The sequence below is a fragment of the Prauserella sp. PE36 genome, assembly GCF_003311655.1.
In the GTDB taxonomy this organism is placed as follows: Bacteria; Actinomycetota; Actinomycetes; order Mycobacteriales; family Pseudonocardiaceae; genus Prauserella_A; species Prauserella_A endophytica.
The window spans coordinates 1-18,810 of record NZ_QEQT01000003.1 but is presented as its reverse complement, the minus strand read 5'-3'; the positions used below and the strand labels follow the sequence as shown (position 1 = coordinate 18,810).

Below are 18,810 nucleotides of genomic sequence, written 5' to 3'. Positions count from 1 at the left end.
TGAAGGCCACCATGCCTGCGCCCACCCGTCTCCCGCCACCACCCAAACGGAGGCGCGCCGCGCCGCTGCGTTCGACCCGGCCGCAGTGAAGGTGGCCTTCACTGCGGTCGGCGGCGAGGTTCGTCGGGTCAGTCGCGCTTCATGATCGATCCGCCGAAGTAGTCGTCGTCCTCCGGATCGCCACCAGGCCGCGACGGGCGAGGCTCTCGCGGCGGGGTGTCGGTGGCGATCGGCGGGCCGCCCGGCTCGATGATGTCGTCGAGCTCGTGGCCCTCCTGGATCATCGTGTACGCCTGGCGCATGCCCTCGACGCCGCCCTCCAGTGCGCTGCGCACCTGCGGGTCGTCGAGGAAGCGCCCAGCCGCGATGTCGTTCCAGGACAGGTCACCGCGGTCGATGCGCTCCTGCAGCTCGCGCAGCTCCCTCGGCGCGTTCTTGCCGCGGGCGTGCTCCTCGATCTGCTCGATGTCCTGTTGCGACAGTCCTGTCTGGGGGACCTGCCGCTCCAGCTGTTTGGCGTCGGCGATGGTCTGGTCGAGACCCACCTCGGCCTCCTCCAGCTTGGCCATGGCCTCGCGGATCTGGGGCGTCTGCCACCAGTCGGGGTTGGTCATCGCGATGTGCCTCTCGTGGTCAACGCGGGAGCTCCACGTTGATGATCCAGTTCTCGTCCTCTTCCTCGAAGAGCCCCACCACGGGGGAGCCGCTCGCCGCGATGCTCACGACGTCGATCGAGCCCGCGCGCTCCAGCAGCCCGGAAAGGAATCCCGGCCGCGAGGGAGGTCGGACCAGTGCCCACGGCAGCTCGAAGGCCCCCGGTCCCGTGATGCACACGTAGCACGACCCGTCCTCGGCGAGCAGGCCGACGGCCTCGGCGTTGTCGCGCCAGGCCTGCTCCGTTCTGCCCACGCTGTCGTCCGCCTCCGCGTCGACGCGGATCTGTGGCCGGACGGCCAGGTTGGCGACCGATCGCGTGGCCGCCTCGGGCGTCGTGCCGTGCACGTCCGCTGCTTCGCCGAGCACCGTGAAGCCCGCTGCCTCGAGTATCTCGGTGCGTTCGCGTTGGTCCATTCGACTCTCCATCATCGCCGTTGATCAGGATGGCGGAGCCACACCGTAGAAGATGTGGTGACTTCCACCGATCTGGCTGTATCGCTCGATCTGGCTGTTCGGCTGGTCGCTCCAACCGAAGTCCACGGCCTCCCGGGTCGGGTCGATCTTGGGTTGCCCGGCGTGGAAATGCGGTCCGGGTGCGTTCGGGTCGCTGGTGTGCTCGGCGATGACCCGCGATCCGTTCTCGGTTTCGAACTGCATGTACCGGCCGTGGGTGCCGAGGTCCTCGGAGTGCCGGTAGTTCTGCTCGCCGTAGCGGTTGTGGTCGTTGCCGACCTCCCAGACGGCGTCGGGCTCGGTGCCGCGCGGGATGCCCGCCCGGTCGTAGGCGGCGTCCAGGGCCTCCTGGCGAGTGTTGTGGTAGGTGTTGCAGGCCGCGAGCCCCCACGGATCGAGCCAGACCGTGGGGTTTCGGACGTACCCGCTCGGGTTGATCGCGGGCGCCAGCCCCAGCGGGTCGTTGCTGACGTAGCGGCCCGTCTCGGGGTCGTAGTGACGCTGGAAGTTGTAGTTCAGCCCGCTTTCGGGGTCGTGGTACTGGCCGGGGAACCGCAAGGGCGTCTCGGCACTGCCCGCGACGCGGGTGAGCGCGTCTCCCCAGACCGAACCGGCCGAGTGCCATGCCAGCGCTCCGTCGGAGCCGACGAGCTCGGTCGGCGTGCCCGCGATGTCGGTGACGATCGAGTAGAAGCGCTCGTCGATCCATTCCTGGGCCGCGGCGCTCGCGCGCGATCTGGCGATCTGGGTGAGTGGCCGGAAGGAGCCCGGAGCCCAGTCCCAGGCGGTCGCCGAGCCGTCGGAGCCGGTCTGTTCCGCGAGCACGGTGCCGTCCCACGTGAAGTCGATCCGTTCGGCGACCGCGCCGTCGGCGTCGAGTCGCTCCTTGGCGACGCGGCGCCCGAGCGGGTCGTACCGGTAGCGCCAGCGCGTGCCGTCCGGGGTCACCACGCCCACGAGCCGATCCTCGGCGTTCCAGGAGTAACGCCAGGTGCCGGGTTTGCGCGAGAGCCGTTTCTTCTGCTGGCTGACCAGGCGGCCCTGTGCGTCGTAGCGGTAGCTGACGTTGCCTGCCTCCTGAACCAGGGTGCCGGTGTGACGACGGGGACCGGAGGTGTCGGCACCCGGCAACGCGGCGTCCACGATGTTGCCGAGCGCGTCGTAGGCGTAGCGCTCACGCCACCTTGCCGCGGCGACACCGGTGATGCGGCCGACGGGATCGAAGTCGAAGCGGCGCGTGCCCGTGAGCCGGTCGTCGACGGCGGTGACCTGACCGTCGGCGCGGTAGTGGAACTTCCGCTCCTGGATGACCCGTGCGGCTCGGCCCCCGGCGGGCGCCGGCGCCGGGGCGACCGCCGAGATGGTCTGCGCCGCAAGCCGGTAACCGGGCTCCCACGACTGGGCGAGCACCGTCGTGTCGTCGACGATGCGCTCGGTCTCCCGCCCCGCGGGGTCGTAGCCGAACGTGATGGTGCGCCCCGCGGTGCGGAGTTCGACGGGCCGGTGGTTCGCGTCGTAGCGCCACGTTGCCACACTGCCGGTGGGGGTGCGGCGCATGGTCCGCCTGCCCGCCGCGTCGTAGCCGTAGCTGATGGTCCTGCCGTTCACGGTCTCGGCCACCACCCGGCCCGCCGGGTCACGTTCGATGACGACGTCGGCGTCGTCGTTCGCTGCCCGGACCAGGCGTCCGGCCGGGTCGAACTCGAAGCGGGACACCGACCCCTCGGCGTCACGCCGCTGGACGTTGCCGAGCACGTCGTAGGTGAAGCGGGTCACCTCGCCAGCGCCGTTGGTGCGGGAGGTCAGCTGGTTCGCGGCGTCGTACTCGTAGGAGAGCGTCCTGCCGTCGAAGTCGGTCTCCTCGACCAGGTTGCCCGCGCCGTCGTACTCGTAGCGCCAGACGAGTCCGCTGGAGGTCGTGACGCTCGTGGTCCGCAGGTTGGCGTCGTAGCCGAACTCCACCCAGGAACCGTCGGGCAGGGTCTGGCGCTTCGGCAGGTCGAAATGCGTGGTCTGGAACCGCGTCGCCTGCCCGAGCGCGTCGACGTACTCGACGTTGTTGCCCTCGCCGTCGTAGCGCCAGCTCTCGATCGCCCCGCCCGCGTCGGTGCGGGCGAGCACCTTGCCCTCGATGCTCCAGTTGAAGCGGTTGCGGCCGCCCACAGGGTCGATCGTTTCGGCGATCCTCCCGAACTGATCGCGGATGTGCTGGAGCGCGGCGCCCATCGGGTCCGTGACGACGAGGGGGAGCCCGGCGGCGTTCGTCCGGACGGTCCGCGTGCCACCCGCCTCGTCGACGGTCCTGATCAGATGGCCCTGTTCGTTGTACGTGTGCTGCCTCGTCGCTCCGTCCGGTCCTGTGACAGCGACGAGGTTGCCCCGCTCGTCGTACTCGTTGCGCCACGTGGCGCCGTCCGGATCGACGACCGTCGTCGGCTGGCCGAGCTCGTTGTACTCGGCGTGCGCCTGGGAGCCGTCGGCCCTCGTGATCGTGGTCAGGTTGCCGTCGGCGTCGTAGGAGTAGGTGGTCGTGCGGCCGAGCGGGTCCGTGCGGGACAGCAGCCGATCGTGGTCGTCCCATTCGGACGTGGTGGTGTGGCCGAGCGGGTTCGTCCGGGCTGTCACGTTGTTCCGCTCGTTCAGCCGGTACGTGGTCGTGTGCCCGAGTGCGTCGGTGAACCTCGTGGTCCGGCTGCCGCGGTCGTAGGCGAAGGTGCCGTTGAGGAAACCTCCGGAGCCCTGGTTGGCGATGCACCGGCCTTCGGAGTCGTAGAGGTAGCGGTACCACTCGCCGTTGCGGTCCGTCCACTGTGTCAGTCGCCCTTCGCCGTCGTAGGCGAAGCGCAACGGCCTGCCGGACGAGTTCACCACGTCCGTCAGCAGGCCCTGCTCGTCGTAGCCGTATCGCATCAGGGGGACGTCGGCGGTGTTCGGGGCGCGCAACCGCAACTCGGTGGCTCGTCCGGACTCCGTCGTCACCGCGATGTGGTAGCCGCCGCTGTGCCGGATGTCCGTGACGCCGCCGGTGTCGTCACGGACGATCTCGATGCGGTTCCCGTTGCGGTCGACCACGGCGGTGAGCGCCAGCGTGGCCGAGCGTGCCGTGGCGAAGTGCAGGACGCGACCCGGACCGCGCGGCGTGACCGTGAAGCCGTTCCCGGTCGCTTCGAGCGGCCACTGTGGACCGGTGTGCGGCAGCACCCGTTCGCCGACGGCGGGTCGCGGGTACGTGAGGATCATGCCGTCCTCGGCGACGAACACCACGCCGTCCCGGTCGAACTCGAGGCGCTGGTCGAGCGTGGACGCCCAGTTCGGGCCGAAAGTCCGGCCGGCCCGGTAGGACGAGATGTGGGTGCGCTTGAGGATCAGCGGTAGCACGCCGGGCAGCTGGACGTCGGTCTGACCGAGCACGACCTCACCGCTGGCGATGTCGACCGGGTCGTTCTCGCACACCCGGAAGTCCTCGGGCGTCCTCGTCTGCTCGGGGTCGGACGGGCGCGAATCGCTCTGACCGTCCGCGGGCGGACGGTTGCCGGTACCGCTGTCCGTGCCGTTCGTGGTGCCCGTGGTTCCGCTGGTGTCCGTGCCGGAGGTGGCGCTGGAGTCCGTGCGGGCACTCGCGCGTTCGTCGGCGAGGCCGCGGGCGTTGTCCGCCGCGCTCGAGGCCGACGTGCGCGCGTCGGAGACCGCGCTCGACGCCTGCGTGGCGCCGTCCCGCACGGACGACGCGCCCTCCCGGACGTCGGCGATGCCCTGACCGGCCTCGTTGGCGACGTTCAGCAGGTCGTTCACGCTGTTGGCGCTGCCCAGCTTCGACAGCGCCGTGCCGACACCGATGATGCCCTGGATCACCTGCTGGGCGCCCTCGATGATCTGCTGGATCCCCTGGATGAGGTTCATGATCGCGTTGTAGAGCTGGATCCCGTCGTAGACGAGCTTGACCGCGCGGCCCCAGCCCACCACCGGGATGGGCAGCATCGCCGCCGCCTCGATGAGCTTGTTCACCAGCTTCTCGATCAGCGACAGGATCTGGTCGCACGCCCGCTTCGAGCCGTCCGCGACCTTCGACAGCGCGATTCCGATCAGCTTCGCCGCCTGCGCGTCCGCCTCGATGCCCAGCGTCCACGTGGTGCCGATCAGGTCGTAGAAGGCGTCCGCCGCCTCACCGGACCACGAGGGCCGAAGCTCCTCCAGACCGCCGTTGAGGTTGTTGCGCACAGCCTGCAGCGCGTCGCGCACGTTGTTCCACTGTGCCGCGCCCTTCGCGATCTGCTCGAAGTCGCCGGTGATCGGCGTGATGATCGACGAGACCAGGTCCTCGCCGACCACCTTCTCCCACACCCAGTTGACCGCCTGCACCTGGAACCCGGCGTCGGCGATGGCGTCCTCGATGCTGGATCCGCCCTCCAGGCCGGGATCCTGCGCGAGCAGCGCGCCGGGGTCCTCCACGTCCGCGTAGCCGGGCATCACGCACCCCCGACCGTCGGCTGGGAGACCGCGTCGAGGTTGCCGCCGAGCCGGTCCATCTCGGAGCGGTTGTCGGCATCCCGCGCGTCGTACTGGTCGGCCGCGGTCTCCAGGTTCTCCCGCACCTCGGTGAGCTTTTCGTTGGCGAACCGCAGGGTCTCCGCGTACAGGCTCACGACTCCGGTGACGACCGGCGCGAGCAGTGCCAGCAGGCCCGTGTAGCCGCTGGTGTCGCCGCCCTTGTCCCTGGCGTGCTGCTCGATCGCCGTGAAGTGCCGGGCCTGCCGGTCCAGCAGGCCCGCGTACCCCCGCAACTCGCCGGTCTCCACCTGATGCCCGCCACCGGACATGTCACACCCCCAGTCGAATTCTGAAACCGCCGCTTCGACGCAACGTAGCGCCGTGTCGTTCCTCGGGCACGAGGAAGTGGCCACTTGGCGGGTTGTTCCGTGAAATTCGCGAACGCTTCACGCGGAATCGGCGACGATGCTCTACTCTGCCCGCGCATGAGTACTCAGGACGACGAGCTCGACCCCCCGACGACGCGGATCAGCGCCGGCCAGTACGACAACAGCGGGTTCTCCGCTGACGGCGGGTACGGGCAGACCACGAGCCTGGCGCCGGAGATCGACGACACCGACGACGCGAGCGAGGACCGCAACCGCTGGCACGGCGGGCTGGACTTCGGCCTGCTCATCCTGCGCCTGTTGCTCGGCGGCACGATGATCGCCCACGGCCTGCAGAAGTTCGGCCTGTTCGACGGTCCGGGAATCGGGGGGTTCGCGGACGCGCTGTCGAACTTCGGGTACACGAGCCAGACGACGCTGCTGTCGTGGCTCACGGCGATCGCCGAGGTCGGCGGTGGTGCCCTGCTGGTGCTGGGCCTGTTCACGCCGCTCGGCGCCGCGGCGATCCTCGGCGTCACCGCGAACATCATCTATGCCAAGTACGTCGCGGGCGGCCGATTCTTCACCGATGACGGCAGCGGTTTCGAGTACGAGCTGCTGCTGGCCGGTACGGCGTTCGCGCTGCTCTTCACCGGCTCCGGCAGGGCGGCGATCGACGTGCACACCCCGTGGCGGCGCAAGCCGCTGCCGTACGCGCTGCTCGGCCTCCTGCTCGCCGCTGCCGCGTCCGTCGTGGTGATCCTGCTCTTCCGTTAACCCGTTCAGCCCCGTCCCCACCGGTCCCGAAAGCGAGCAAGGGAGCTTTACTACCGTTTTCCGGTAGCAAAGCTCCCTTGCTCCTGTCTGGGGCGTTACGGTGCGTTACTTGTTCGGGTCGCGGACGGCGCCGGTGTCGGCAGAGGTGGCCATGCGGGCGTAGGCGCGCAGCGCCGCGGTGACCGGGCGCTGCCGCTCCACGGGCTGCCACGGCCGCTCGCTGGCCTCCATCTTCGCCCTGCGCTCGGCGAGCACCGCCTCGTCCACCAGCAGTTCCAGTTTCCGCTCGTGGACGTCGATCAGGATCCGGTCACCGTCCTGGACGAGCCCGATCACACCGCCCGCCGCGGCCTCCGGCGAGATGTGCCCCACCGAGATGCCGGAGGATCCGCCCGAGAACCGGCCGTCCGTGATCAGCGCGCACACCTTGCCGAGGCCCGCGCCCTTGAGGAACGCCGTCGGGTGCAGCATCTCCTGCATGCCGGGTCCGCCAGCGGGCCCCTCGTAGCGCACCACGAGCACGTCGCCGGGCAGAACGTGCTTGCCGAGGATGGCCGACACGGCCTCCTCCTGGCTCTCCACCACGCGCGCGGGACCCTCGAAGCGCCACAGCTCCTCGTCGATGCCCGCTGACTTGATCACCGCGCCGTTCTCGGCGAGGTTGCCGCGCAGCACGGCGAGCCCGCCGTCGACCGTGTAGGCGTGGGCGATGTCGCGCACGCAGCCCTGCTCCGCGTCGGTGTCCAACGAGGACCACCGGTTCGACGTCGAGAACGCCTCCGTGGTGCGCACTCCGCCCGGAGCGGCGTGGAACAGCTCGACGGCCTCGGCCGAGGGCGACTCCGACCGGATGTCCCACGTGGACAGCCACTGCTTCAGCGAGGGCGAGTGCACGGCGTGCACGTCGGTGTTCAGCAGCCCCGCGCGGTACAGCTCGCCGAGGATGGCCGGGATTCCGCCTGCCCTGTGCACGTCCTCCATGTGGTAGTCGGAGTTCGGCGCCACCTTGGCCAGGCACGGCACCCGCCTGCCGATCGCGTCGATGTCGGCGATCGTGAAGTCGATCTCGCCCTCCTGCGCGGCGGCGAGGATGTGCAGCACCGTGTTGGTGGAGCCGCCCATCGCCATGTCCAGCGCCATGGCGTTCTCGAACGCCTTGCGGTTCGCGATCGAGCGCGGCAGCACGCTCTCGTCGTCCTCGCCGTACCAGCGCTTCGCGATCTCCACCACGGTGCGGCCCGCGTTGGAGAACAGCTCGCGCCGCGCCGCGTGCGTGGCCAGCGTCGAGCCGTTGCCGGGCAGCGAGAGACCGAGCGCCTCGGTCAGGCAGTTCATGGAGTTCGCCGTGAACATGCCGGAGCACGACCCGCAGGTCGGGCACGCGGACCGTTCGACGGCGGCCAGGCCCTCCTCGTCGACGGACGCGTTGGCCGAGGCCGAGATCGCGGTGATCAGGTCGCTCGACGGGTGCGCGACGCCGTCGAGCACCACCGCCTTGCCGGCCTCCATCGGACCGCCCGACACGAACACGGTGGGGATGTTGAGCCGCATCGCGGCGTTGAGCATCCCCGGCGTGATCTTGTCGCAGTTGGAGATGCACACGAGCGCGTCGGCCTGGTGCGCGTTGACCATGTACTCGACCGAGTCGGCGATGATCTCACGCGAGGGCAGTGAGTAGAGCATGCCGCTGTGGCCCATCGCGATGCCGTCGTCGACCGCGATGGTGTGGAACTCGCGCGCGACGCCGCCGGCCTCCTTCACGGCCTCGGCCACGATGTCGCCGAGGTCCTTCAGGTGCACGTGCCCCGGCACGAACTGGGTGTAGGAGTTGGCGATCGCGACGATCGGCTTGCCGAAGTCGCTGTCGGTCATGCCGGTCGCCCGCCAGAGGGAGCGGGCCCCCGCGGCGTTGCGGCCATGAGTCGTGGTACGGGAACGCAGAGCAGGCATGACGCTCAGGTTACGCCCGGCCGATCACCGTCCCACGTGGTGGCGGCGAACTACTGCTTCTCGGCCGGAGCAGGGGCCTCCTCGACCGTCTCCCCGGCCTTCTCCCCGGCCTCGGTCGCGGGCTCCTCTTTCTCCGGTTTCTCCGGCTGGTCCAGCACTCCGGACGGGTCGGCGATCGCGCCCTCGCTGACGAGGGACAGCACCGGGATGTGGCGGGTCCGCACGCTCGGCAGCGCGACCTTGGTGCCGTCGTTCAGCACCGCCTGCACCTTCGACTTCGGCGTGATGGCGAGGCCCTTGAGGTCGCTCCAGGCCAGCTCGCGCGTCTGGAAGAGAGACCGGACGGCGAGCCCCTGCCGGGTCGCGGTGGTGCGGTAGCCGGCGACCAGCACGATGACGGCGATCGGCAGGATGTACAGCGCCTGCAGGCCCGGGGCCGCGAACGCGGCCGGGGTCACACAGAACAACAGGATCGGGATGGTGAGCAGTGCCGTCGGCGGCACCCGGAAGACCGCGCGCCTGCCCTCGGCCTGCGGTGTCTGCTGCTCACGCGGTTCGTCTGCCACCCCTCGATGGTGCACCCAACGGCCTCGCGCGCGGAAAGCGGGGGAGGCCAACTGTAGGAGTGTCCAGTATTCGGAATCACCATCCCGCAGAGTTGACACTGTTGACACGCAGCGATTAACGTCCTCGGCGTGACACCGCAGATCGGTCTCGTACTTCCCAAGCGCGTCGACGCTTAGGAAGCAATTCTGCGTCGACGCGCGACCCTCGTACGGCCATATGGTCGGCGAGGGTTTTTTAGTGCCCGGAACAATAGAAGAGCCCACCAGCACCGAGAACCCACGAGGCAGAACCGATGACAAGCGCGACCTCGCGATCGGAAACGAACGCCGGGCCAACGGCCCCGGCGTCGTCGAGTCAATCAGGAGCACGGCCGAAGCCGGCGCCGCCCGCAGGGACACCCGTCAGGGTGACCGGGGCGCAGTCGCTGGTCAGGTCACTCGAGGCGGTCGGCGTCGAGGTGGTGTTCGGTATTCCGGGCGGCACCATCCTGCCTGCGTACGACCCACTTCTCGACTCCACGAAGGTGCGGCACGTCCTCGTCCGCCACGAGCAGGGCGCGGGCCACGCGGCCACCGGCTACGCACAGGCGACCGGCAAGGTCGGCGTGTGCATGGCGACGTCGGGACCGGGCGCCACGAACCTCGTCACGCCGCTGGCCGACGCCAACATGGACTCGGTGCCCGTCGTGGCCATCACGGGCCAGCAGACGCGTGCACTGATCGGCACCGACGCCTTCCAGGAAGCCGACATCTGCGGCATCACGATGCCGATCACCAAGCACAACTTCCTCGTCACCGACCCCGTGGACATCCCGAGGGTCATCGCCGAGGCGTTCCACCTGGCGAGCTCCGGCCGTCCCGGCCCGGTCCTGGTGGACATCCCGAAGGACGTGCTCCAGGAGGCCACCTCGTTCTCGTGGCCGCCCGAGCTGCACCTGCCCGGGTACCGGCCCACGCTGCGCCCGCACGGCAAGCAGGTGCGCGAGGCGGCCCGGCTGATCACGCAGGCCCGCAGGCCGGTGCTCTACGTGGGCGGCGGCGTGCTCAAGGCGCAGGCCTCCGAGCAGCTGCGCGAGCTGGCCGAGCTGACCGGTATCCCCGTGGTGACCACGCTGATGGCTAGGGGCGCCTTTCCCGACTCGCACCGGCAGCACCTCGGCATGCCGGGCATGCACGGCTCCGTGGCCGCGGTCGCGGCGATGCAGCGAGCCGACCTGCTGGTGGCGCTGGGTGCCCGGTTCGACGACCGCGTGACCGGTCAGCTGTCCTCCTTCGCGCCCGACGCCGCGGTGGTGCACGCCGACATCGACCCGGCGGAGATCTCGAAGAACCGCAAGGCCGACGTGCCGATCGTGGGTGACTGCGCCGAGATCATCGGCGAGCTGATCGCGGCCGTGAAGGCCGAGACCGAGCGCGACGGCAAGGCCGACCTCACGCCGTGGTGGACGCAGGTGGACGCCTGGCGTGACACGTTCCCCGCGGGCTACGAGTGGCCAGCGGACGGCACGCTCTCGCCGCAGTACGTCATCGAGCGCATCGGCGAGATCGTCGGCCCTGACGCGATCTACGCGGCGGGCGTCGGCCAGCACCAGATGTGGGCGGCGCAGTTCATCAAGTACGAGAACCCGAGGACGTGGATCAACTCGGGCGGGCTCGGCACGATGGGCTTCGCGGTGCCCGCCGCGATGGGCGCGCAGTTCGGCGCACCCGGCAAGCAGGTGTGGGCTATCGACGGTGACGGCTGCTTCCAGATGACCAACCAGGAGCTGGCCACGTGCGCCATCGAAGGCGCGCCGATCAAGGTCGCGGTGATCAACAACGGCAACCTCGGCATGGTCCGCCAGTGGCAGAATCTCTTCTACGCCGAGCGCTACTCGAACACCGACCTCGGCACCCACAAGCACCGCATCCCCGATTTCACCCTCCTCGCCGAGGCGCTGGGCTGCGCGGGCCTGCGCTGCGAGACGAAGGAGGAGGTCGACGACGTGATCCGCAGAGCCATGGAGATCAACGACCGGCCCGTGGTGATCGACTTCGTCGTCGGCAAGGATGCCCAGGTGTGGCCGATGGTCGCGGCGGGCACCGGCAACGACGAGATCATGGCCGCACGCGGCATCCGGCCCCTTTTCGACGACGACGAGGTGTCCCAGTGAGCGCTGACGACCGGAGGGAGGAAGCGCTCCGAGCAGCACAGCGTGGTCGTGCCTCATGGGCGTTTTCGCGGACTGAGGAACGAAGGGAGCAAAACGCTCATGAGTAACCACACGCTCAGCGTTCTGGTCGAGAACGTCCCCGGCGTGCTCGCCCGCGTGTCCGGCCTGTTCTCCCGCAGGGGCTTCAACATCGAGTCCCTCGCCGTGGGCCCCACGGAGAATCCCGAGGTGTCCCGGATGACGATCGTGGTCGCCGTCGAAGAGCTACCGCTCGAACAGGTGACCAAGCAACTCAACAAGCTCGTCAACGTCATCAAGATCGTGGAGCTCGACCCGGCCAGCTCGGTGCAGCGAGAACTACTGCTCGTGAAGGTCAGGGCCGACGCCACGGTGCGTAGTCAGGTCCTGGAGACCGTGCAGCTGTTCCGCGCCAAGGTCGTCGACGTCTCACCGGAGGCGCTCACCATCGAGGCCACCGGGACCAGCGACAAGATCGGTGCGCTCCTGCGCATGCTGGAGCCGTACGGTGTGCGTGAGCTGGTGCAGTCGGGCATGGTCGCGGTCGGCCGCGGCGCCCGGTCCATCACCGCGACCTCCACTCGTTAAGACCAGCCCTCGCCCGACCACCGCTCCGAACGAGGCGCTCCGCGCCACTGTTTTATCCGGAAAGGAAGTACCACCCCTCATGTCAGTCGAAATCTTCTACGACGACGACGCCGACCTCAGCATCATCCAGGGCCGCAAGGTCGCCGTCATCGGTTACGGCAGCCAGGGTCACGCCCACGCCCTGAGCCTGCGTGACTCGGGCGTCGACGTCCGCATCGGTCTGCCCGAGGGGTCGAAGTCGCGGGCCAAGGCCGAGGAGGAGGGCCTGCGCGTCCTCACGCCCGCCGAGGCTTCGAAGGAAGCCGACGTGATCATGATCCTCGCGCCGGACACCAAGCAGCGCACGATCTACGCCGAGGACATCGAGCCGAACCTGAAGGACGGCGACGCGCTGTTCTTCGGCCACGGCTTCAACATCCGCTACGAGCTGATCAAGCCGCCGGCCAATGTGGACGTCGCGATGGTGGCCCCCAAGGGCCCCGGTCACCTCGTGCGCAGGCAGTTCGTCGACGGCAAGGGCGTGCCCTGCCTGATCGCGGTGGAGCAGGACCCGAGCGGCAACGGGCAGGCGCTCGCGCTCTCCTACGCGGCCGCCATCGGTGGTGCGCGGGCCGGTGTCATCAAGACGACGTTCAAGGAGGAGACCGAGACCGACCTGTTCGGGGAGCAGTCGGTGCTCTGCGGTGGCGCCTCCGCGCTCGTGCAGACCGGCTTCGAGGTGCTCACCGAGGCGGGCTACGCGCCGGAGATCGCCTACTTCGAGGTGCTGCACGAGCTGAAGCTCATCGTCGACCTCATGTACGAGGGCGGTATCGCCCGGATGAGGTATTCCATCTCCGACACCGCGGAGTACGGCGACCTCACCCGCGGCCCCCGGGTGATCACTCCGGAGGTCAAGGAGAACATGAAGGCGATTCTCGCCGAAATCCAGGACGGCACCTTCGCCCGCGAGTGGGTCGCCGAGGACGAGGCGAACCGGCCGAACTTCCGCAAGCTGCAGGAAGCCGGCGAGCAGCACCCGATCGAGGAGACCGGCAAGAAGCTGCGCGACCTCATGTCCTGGGTGGACCGGCCGATCACCGAGACCGCCTGACGCGAGGATTTTTCACGGTCCCCAAGGCCGCTTTTGGTCAACACGGGCGACGCGCAGTGGGCGCGCTCAATGCACCGAAGGTGGCCTTGGGGGCTTTCTCGTCTTGGCTTACCGTGGCGGCCATGAGCAAGGATTCCTCGGCCATCGTCGACGACAAGGCCGATCTTCGGGGGGCGCTGGATCTGAGCGACGCCGAATGGCACCGGGTCCAGCCGGAGGGCGACACGGTCGAGTACACCTTCGTGCCGCACACGGACGGTGTCACTTATGTCGCCTTGCGTCAGTCGTCCGACCCCGGCGGCGTCGTTCTCGTCTTCACACCGTCCGAATGGGACGCGTTCCTTGCCGGTGTGCGCGACGGGGAGTTCGACCGGCCCGCGTGAGGCGCGGTGGGTGAACGCCGTTGACCCTCGACGGCCCGGCACCGGACGGTCGCGCTCGGCAGGCCCCGGCACGGGTCGGGACGGGGCGGAAGCGCCGTGAACGCTCCGTTCGCGCCCGCATCTTGCGTTGTGGACGGATGTCCGCCACGTTAACGCCTGGAGCTAAACTGCGGGCGCCCCGGCACAGCGCCGTGCCCCCGAGCGCGTCTGCGACACCGAACCGAGCTACGAAAGGCGCATCGTGACCAATTCCAGCCAGCCCGTCGTTCTCCTCGCCGAGAAGCTCGCACCGTCCGCGGTGAGCGTATTCGGGGACGAGGTCGAGGTCCGGCACGTGGACGGCACCGACCGCCCCGCGCTGCTGGACGCGGTGAAGAACGCCGACGCGCTGCTCGTCCGATCCGCGACCAAGGTCGACGCCGAGGTGCTGGGCGCCTCCAGCAGGCTCAAGGTCGTCGCGCGCGCCGGGGTCGGGCTGGACAACGTCGACGTGCCCGCCGCCACCGAGCGCGGGGTGCTCGTGGTCAACGCGCCCACCTCCAACATCGTCTCCGCCGCCGAGCACGCCGTGGCGCTGCTGCTCGCGGTCGCCCGCCGCGTGCCCGCCGCGGACCAGAGCCTGCGCGGTGGCGAGTGGAAGCGCAGCTCCTACACCGGCATCGAGCTCAACGGCAAGACCATCGGCGTGGTGGGCTTCGGCAAGATCGGCCAGCTCGTCGCGCAGCGGCTCGCCGCGTTCGACACGCGGCTGATCGCCTACGACCCGTACACCTCGCCCGCCCGCGCCGCGCAGCTCGGCGTCGAGCTCGTCTCGCTCGACGAGCTGCTCGCCCGCGCCGACGCGATCTCCATCCACCTGCCCAAGACGCCGGAGACCAAGGGCCTCATCGACGCCGCCGCGCTCGCGAAGACCAAGAAGGGCGTGCTGATCGTCAACGCCGCCCGCGGCGGGCTCGTCGACGAGGAGGCGCTCGCGAACGCGGTCCGCGACGGTCACGTCGGCGGCGCGGGCATCGACGTGTTCGCCAGCGAGCCCACCACCTCCAGCCCGCTGTTCGACCTCCCCAACGTCGTGGTGACCCCGCACCTCGGCGCCTCCACCGCCGAGGCGCAGGACCGCGCGGGCACCGACGTCGCGCGCTCGACGCTGCTCGCCCTGCGTGGTGACTTCGTGCCGGACGCGGTGAACGTCGCGGGCGGAAAGGTCACCGAGGAGGTCCGCCCTTACCTCGGGCTCGCGCAGAAGCTCGGCACGGTGCTCTCGGCGTTCAGCGCGAAGGCGCCCTCCTCGGTCGCGGTGGTCGCCAGCGGTGAGCTGTCGGGCGAGGACGTCAGCGTGCTGCAGCTCGCGGCGCTGCGCGGGGTGTTCTCGGGTGTGGTCGAGAACCAGGTCACCTTCGTCAACGCGCCTCGCCTCGCCGAGGAGCTCGGCGTGCAGGTGAGCGTGACGACCGAGCCGGAGAGCACCAACTACCGCAGCCAGCTCACCGTGCGTGCCGTGCACGCGGACGGCACCGTGCACACGGTGTCGGGCGCGGTCACCGGCAAGGACGAGGTCGAGAAGCTCATCGAGGTCAACGGCAGGCACTTCGACATCCGTGCCGAGGGCAACATGCTGCTGCTCGAGTACCCGGACCGTCCGGGGATCATGGGCCGCGTCGGCACCCTGCTCGGCGAGGCCGGCATCAACATCGAGGCCGCGCAGATCAGCCAGACCACGGACCGCTCCGACGCGGTGATGCTGCTGCGTGTCGACCGCCCGGTGGACGCCCACCTGCTCGACCCGATCGGCGCGAGCGTCGACGCCCGCATGATCCGCGCGATCACGTTCGCCTGAGGCGCCCTCGCGCTCCACAGTGGACGTCGCGCGGTCAAGTGGAGTGCGGGCATGGCGGCGCCGGCCGACTGCGAGGCCGGTCGGCGCCCCCTACGCGCATGATGATCATCTTGGGTAGCACCGTGCCACCATCGGGTGGCACGATGTGCGGCCACTGCGGCGTAAGGGTGGTAGTGCTTCGGGCTTTTGTCGACTGCGGGTAACCTGCCGACGCTGGAGTTCGATGCGAATGGGGCAATCGGGACGCCGGTCGCCCGACTGACGGAGGTGTGTGGATGCGGCTCGCTGTGATCCCCGGTGACGGGATCGGGCCCGAGGTGGTGACCGAGGCACTCAAGGTGCTGGCCGAGGTCGTCCCGAACGCCGAGACGACCAACTACGACCTCGGCGCCACCCGCTGGCACGCGACCGGCGAACTGCTTCCCGAGTCCGTTCTCGGCGAGCTCCGCCAGCACGACGCGATCCTGCTCGGCGCGGTCGGCGACCCGAGTGTCCCCAGCGGCATCCTCGAGCGCGGCCTGCTGCTGCGCCTGCGCTTCGAGCTCGACCACCACGTGAACCTCCGCCCCGCGCGGCTGTACCCGGGCGTGCGTGGGCCGCTGGCCGACCCCGGCGACATCGACATGGTCGTGGTGCGCGAGGGCACCGAGGGCCCGTACGCGGGCAACGGCGGCCTGCTGCGCAAGGACACCGAGCACGAGATCGCCACCGAGGTCAGCGTCAACACGGCGTTCGGCATCCGGCGGGTGGTGGCCGACGCGTTCAAACGGGCCGAGGAGCGGCCCCGCAAGCACCTGACGCTGGTGCACAAGACCAACGTGCTGGAGCACGCCGGTTCGCTGTGGTCGCGCATCGTCGAGGAGGTCTCGCTGGAGCACCCCGACGTGACGGTGGCCTACTCGCACGTCGACGCGGCGACGATCCACCTGGTCACCGACCCGAGCCGGTTCGACGTGATGGTGACCGACAACCTCTTCGGCGACATCATCACCGACCTCGCCGCCGCCGTCACCGGTGGCATCGGCCTCGCCGCGAGCGGCAACCTCGACATCACCAGGCGCAACCCGAGCATGTTCGAGCCGGTGCACGGCAGCGCCCCGGACATCGCGGGGCAGAACCTGGCCGATCCGACCGCCGCCGTGCTGTCGGTGTCGCTGCTGCTCGACCACCTCGGGGAGAAGGAGGCCGCGCGCCGCATCGAGGCGTCGGTGGCCTTCGACCTCGCCACCCGCGACCAGGCGTCGCCGGGCGCCACGCAGGCGATCGGCGACCGTCTCGCCGCGCTCGTCTCCTCCAACACCCGGCAGGCCGGCTGACCTGCCACACGTGTGTGACGCACCTCCCGGGGGAACCCTCCCCCGGGAGGTGTTTTCACATGTGGACATGGTTGCGCACCTTGCTGGCCCGCAGGGAGCCCGCCGAGTCGACCGCGCCCGAGGCGGACGCGGCCACCGACCCCGCCGTGGCCAAGGCCCGGCCCAAGCGGGACACCGGGACGTTCGTCGGCAGGACCCAGGGCGAGGACGAGGGGTACGCGGGGGAGACCGGAGCCGAGCGCAGGCAGGAGGAAGACTGACGACCGGTACGTGAAACCGGTCGCTCACGGGTTGGACATCGCGCGCCGCTGTGGCATGATGCCCGGCATGAACACGTCTCGCGTGATCATTATCGCCAAGCGCGCCGGATAGGGCTTTCGACGAAAGCAGCCGGCGCGCAGACCTCTCGCATCCGCGAGGGGTCTTTTTGTTTGTCAGGAAACACCTTCGAGGAGAACCCCGTGACTCGCACGGAACCAGCCGGAACCCCGCTGGGCGACCAGTTCCACCTGTACGACACGACCCTGCGCGACGGCGCGCAGCGGGAGGGCGTCACGTACTCGGTGGCGGACAAGATCGCTGTCGCGGGTCTGCTGGACGAGCTGGGTGTGGGGTTCATCGAGGGTGGCTGGCCCGGCGCGATGCCCAAGGACACCGAGTTCTTCGCGCGCGCCGCCGCCGGGGACCTGGTGCTCAAGCACGCCGTGCTCGTGGCGTTCGGCTCCACGCGCAAGGCGGGCGTGCGCGCCGCCGAGGACTCGCAGGTGCGGGCGCTGCTCGACTCGCAGGCTCCGGTGGTGACCCTCGTCGCGAAGTCCGACGTGCGGCACATCGAGCGCGCGCTGCGCGTGGACGTCGCGGAGGCGTGCGCCATGGTCGAGGACACCGTGTCGTTCCTCGTCGGGGAGGGCAGGCGCGTCTTCCTCGACGCCGAGCACTTCTTCGACGGCTACGCGCACGATCCGGACACCGCGCTGCGGGTGCTCGACGCCGCGGGCAGGGCCGGAGCCGACGTGGTGGTGCTGTGCGACACCAACGGAGGGCAGCTTCCGCTCGGGCTCGCCGAGACCGTGCGCGAGGTCGCCGAGCGGACCGGGCTGCGGCTCGGCATCCACTGTCAGGACGACACCTCGTGCGCCGTCGCCAACAGCATCGCCGCTGTGCAGGCGGGCGCCACCCACGTGCAGTGCACCGCGAACGGTTACGGGGAGCGGGCCGGCAACGCCGACCTGTTCGCCGTGACGGGAAACCTGGTGACCAAGCTCGGCATGGACGTGCTCCCCAGCGGGGGCGCGGCCGAGCTGACCCGCGTCTCCCATGCCCTTGCCGAGATCGCGAACATCGCCCCCGACACCCACCAGGCCTACGTCGGGGCGTCGGCCTTCGCCCACAAGGCGGGGCTGCACGCGAGCGCGATCAAAGTGGATCCGTTGTTGTACAACCACATCGATCCCGCTTCGGTCGGCAACGACATGAGGGTCCTGGTCACCGAGATGGCCGGCAAGGCGAGCCTCGAGCTCAAGGGACGTGAGCTCGGGGTGGACCTTGCCGGTCGGCCCGAGGCGCTCGGCAGCGCCGTCGCGAAGGTCAAGACACTGGAGGCGAGCGGCTGGTCGTTCGAGGCCGCGGACGCCTCACTGGAGCTGTTGCTGCGCAGGGAGGTAGCCGGGGCCGAGGGGACGTCGCCGGACGAGCCGCCGTTCACCCTCGAGTCCTACCGCGTCGTGCTCGACCACCGCGCCGACGGCGAGGTGATCGCCGAGGCGACCGTCAAGGTGCACGTCGACGGCGAGCGGGTGATCGCGACGGCCGAGGGCAACGGGCCGGTCAACGCGCTGGACGCCGCGCTGCGCAAGGCACTCCTGCCGCACCTGTCCTGGTTGGACAAGGTGGAGCTCGCGGACTACAAGGTCCGGATCCTCTCCAACCACGCGGGCACGGACGCCGTCACCCGCGTGCTCATCGAGTCCTCCGACGGCGAGCGCGAATGGACCACCGTGGGCGTGCACGAGAACATCGTGGAGGCCAGCTGGCTCGCGCTGTGCGACGCACTGCTGCACAAGAGCCTGCGGATTTGAGCAGGGCCCGCCCGTCTCCCACCACCGCCCGGACGGACACGCTCCGCGTGACAGCCTACGCCCGCCCGTCTCCCACCACCGCCCAAAC

At 69.7% G+C, this 18,810-nt stretch carries 15 protein-coding genes; 9 read left to right on the top strand and 6 right to left on the bottom strand.

Translation table 11 applies throughout. The features are described from left to right. Positions 1-128 precede the first annotated feature (128 nt). From DI005_RS00135 to DI005_RS00120, 4 genes are read right to left on the bottom strand one after another with little or no spacing between them, the layout of a single operon-like run. Positions 129-614, bottom strand: a complete 486-nt coding sequence (locus DI005_RS00135; RefSeq protein WP_112271784.1) for a PspA/IM30 family protein — start codon at positions 612-614, stop codon at positions 129-131. A 19-nt stretch (positions 615-633) separates the two neighbouring features. Next, positions 634-1,071, bottom strand: coding sequence for a hypothetical protein (locus tag DI005_RS00130; protein WP_228713840.1), 438 nt, complete (start codon positions 1,069-1,071; stop codon positions 634-636). A gap of 24 nt (positions 1,072-1,095) precedes the next feature. After that, the gene (locus tag DI005_RS00125; protein WP_113640922.1) at positions 1,096-5,577 is read right to left on the bottom strand and encodes a DUF6531 domain-containing protein; all 4,482 of its coding nucleotides are present in this window, start codon (positions 5,575-5,577) and stop codon (positions 1,096-1,098) included. Beyond that, positions 5,577-5,927, bottom strand: coding sequence for a type VII secretion target (locus tag DI005_RS00120; RefSeq protein WP_112271788.1), 351 nt, complete (start codon positions 5,925-5,927; stop codon positions 5,577-5,579). Before DI005_RS00120 ends, DI005_RS00125 begins: the two co-directional genes overlap by 1 nt. Positions 5,928-6,083: 156 nt before the next feature. Between DI005_RS00120 and DI005_RS00115 the strand changes: the two genes are divergently transcribed. Beyond that, entirely contained in the window at positions 6,084-6,740 is a 657-nt protein-coding gene (locus tag DI005_RS00115) for a DoxX family protein (RefSeq protein ID WP_112271790.1), read from the top strand. Between the two features lie 105 nt (positions 6,741-6,845). Here the strand turns inward: DI005_RS00115 and ilvD are convergent, their stop codons facing one another. Then, a complete protein-coding gene (gene ilvD / locus DI005_RS00110; RefSeq protein ID WP_112271792.1) occupies positions 6,846-8,690 on the bottom strand; it encodes a dihydroxy-acid dehydratase in 1,845 nt (614 codons plus the stop codon). A 50-nt stretch (positions 8,691-8,740) separates the two neighbouring features. After that, entirely contained in the window at positions 8,741-9,256 is a 516-nt protein-coding gene (locus tag DI005_RS00105; protein WP_112271794.1) for a PH domain-containing protein, read from the bottom strand. Between the two features lie 293 nt (positions 9,257-9,549). Here DI005_RS00105 and DI005_RS00100 point away from each other — a divergent pair, with 293 nt between their 5' ends. The 8 genes from DI005_RS00100 (at position 9,550) to cimA (ending at position 18,722) form a co-directional block, all read left to right on the top strand. Next, the gene (locus tag DI005_RS00100) at positions 9,550-11,409 is read left to right on the top strand and encodes an acetolactate synthase large subunit (protein ID WP_112271796.1); all 1,860 of its coding nucleotides are present in this window, start codon (positions 9,550-9,552) and stop codon (positions 11,407-11,409) included. A 99-nt stretch (positions 11,410-11,508) separates the two neighbouring features. Then, the gene (gene ilvN / locus DI005_RS00095; RefSeq protein WP_110342136.1) at positions 11,509-12,015 is read left to right on the top strand and encodes an acetolactate synthase small subunit; all 507 of its coding nucleotides are present in this window, start codon (positions 11,509-11,511) and stop codon (positions 12,013-12,015) included. Between the two features lie 79 nt (positions 12,016-12,094). Continuing rightward, positions 12,095-13,108 carry a ketol-acid reductoisomerase gene (gene ilvC, locus DI005_RS00090; RefSeq protein WP_112271798.1) on the top strand — a complete coding sequence of 338 codons (1,014 nt, stop codon included), beginning with the start codon at positions 12,095-12,097 and terminating at the stop codon, positions 13,106-13,108. A 122-nt stretch (positions 13,109-13,230) separates the two neighbouring features. Further along, the gene (locus DI005_RS00085; RefSeq protein WP_112271800.1) at positions 13,231-13,491 is read left to right on the top strand and encodes a DUF397 domain-containing protein; all 261 of its coding nucleotides are present in this window, start codon (positions 13,231-13,233) and stop codon (positions 13,489-13,491) included. Between the two features lie 241 nt (positions 13,492-13,732). Next, complete coding sequence (serA, locus tag DI005_RS00080; RefSeq protein WP_112271801.1) at positions 13,733-15,328, top strand: phosphoglycerate dehydrogenase; 1,596 nt, start codon at positions 13,733-13,735, stop codon at positions 15,326-15,328. A 275-nt stretch (positions 15,329-15,603) separates the two neighbouring features. Continuing rightward, on the top strand, positions 15,604-16,644 hold the full coding sequence (locus DI005_RS00075) for a 3-isopropylmalate dehydrogenase (protein WP_112271803.1): 1,041 nt from the start codon (positions 15,604-15,606) through the stop codon (positions 16,642-16,644). 59 nt (positions 16,645-16,703) lie between these two features. After that, on the top strand, positions 16,704-16,904 hold the full coding sequence (locus DI005_RS00070) for a hypothetical protein (protein WP_112271805.1): 201 nt from the start codon (positions 16,704-16,706) through the stop codon (positions 16,902-16,904). A gap of 201 nt (positions 16,905-17,105) precedes the next feature. Beyond that, complete coding sequence (cimA, locus tag DI005_RS00065) at positions 17,106-18,722, top strand: citramalate synthase (protein WP_112271807.1); 1,617 nt, start codon at positions 17,106-17,108, stop codon at positions 18,720-18,722. Positions 18,723-18,810 lie beyond the last annotated feature (88 nt).

What these genes read in the sequence shown, in the direction of transcription:
- DI005_RS00135 (WP_112271784.1), bottom strand. Translation starts at nt 614, where the DNA reads ATGACCAACCCCGACTGGTGGCAGACGCCCCAGATCCGCGAGGCCATG.
- DI005_RS00130 (WP_228713840.1), bottom strand. Translation starts at nt 1,071, where the DNA reads ATGGACCAACGCGAACGCACCGAGATACTCGAGGCAGCGGGCTTCACG.
- DI005_RS00125 (WP_113640922.1), bottom strand. Translation starts at nt 5,577, where the DNA reads ATGCCCGGCTACGCGGACGTGGAGGACCCCGGCGCGCTGCTCGCGCAG.
- DI005_RS00120 (WP_112271788.1), bottom strand. Translation starts at nt 5,927, where the DNA reads ATGTCCGGTGGCGGGCATCAGGTGGAGACCGGCGAGTTGCGGGGGTAC.
- DI005_RS00115 (WP_112271790.1), top strand. Translation starts at nt 6,084, where the DNA reads ATGAGTACTCAGGACGACGAGCTCGACCCCCCGACGACGCGGATCAGC.
- ilvD (WP_112271792.1), bottom strand. Translation starts at nt 8,690, where the DNA reads ATGCCTGCTCTGCGTTCCCGTACCACGACTCATGGCCGCAACGCCGCG.
- DI005_RS00100 (WP_112271796.1), top strand. Translation starts at nt 9,550, where the DNA reads ATGACAAGCGCGACCTCGCGATCGGAAACGAACGCCGGGCCAACGGCC.
- ilvN (WP_110342136.1), top strand. Translation starts at nt 11,509, where the DNA reads ATGAGTAACCACACGCTCAGCGTTCTGGTCGAGAACGTCCCCGGCGTG.
- ilvC (WP_112271798.1), top strand. Translation starts at nt 12,095, where the DNA reads ATGTCAGTCGAAATCTTCTACGACGACGACGCCGACCTCAGCATCATC.
- DI005_RS00085 (WP_112271800.1), top strand. Translation starts at nt 13,231, where the DNA reads ATGAGCAAGGATTCCTCGGCCATCGTCGACGACAAGGCCGATCTTCGG.
- DI005_RS00075 (WP_112271803.1), top strand. Translation starts at nt 15,604, where the DNA reads ATGCGGCTCGCTGTGATCCCCGGTGACGGGATCGGGCCCGAGGTGGTG.
- DI005_RS00070 (WP_112271805.1), top strand. Translation starts at nt 16,704, where the DNA reads ATGTGGACATGGTTGCGCACCTTGCTGGCCCGCAGGGAGCCCGCCGAG.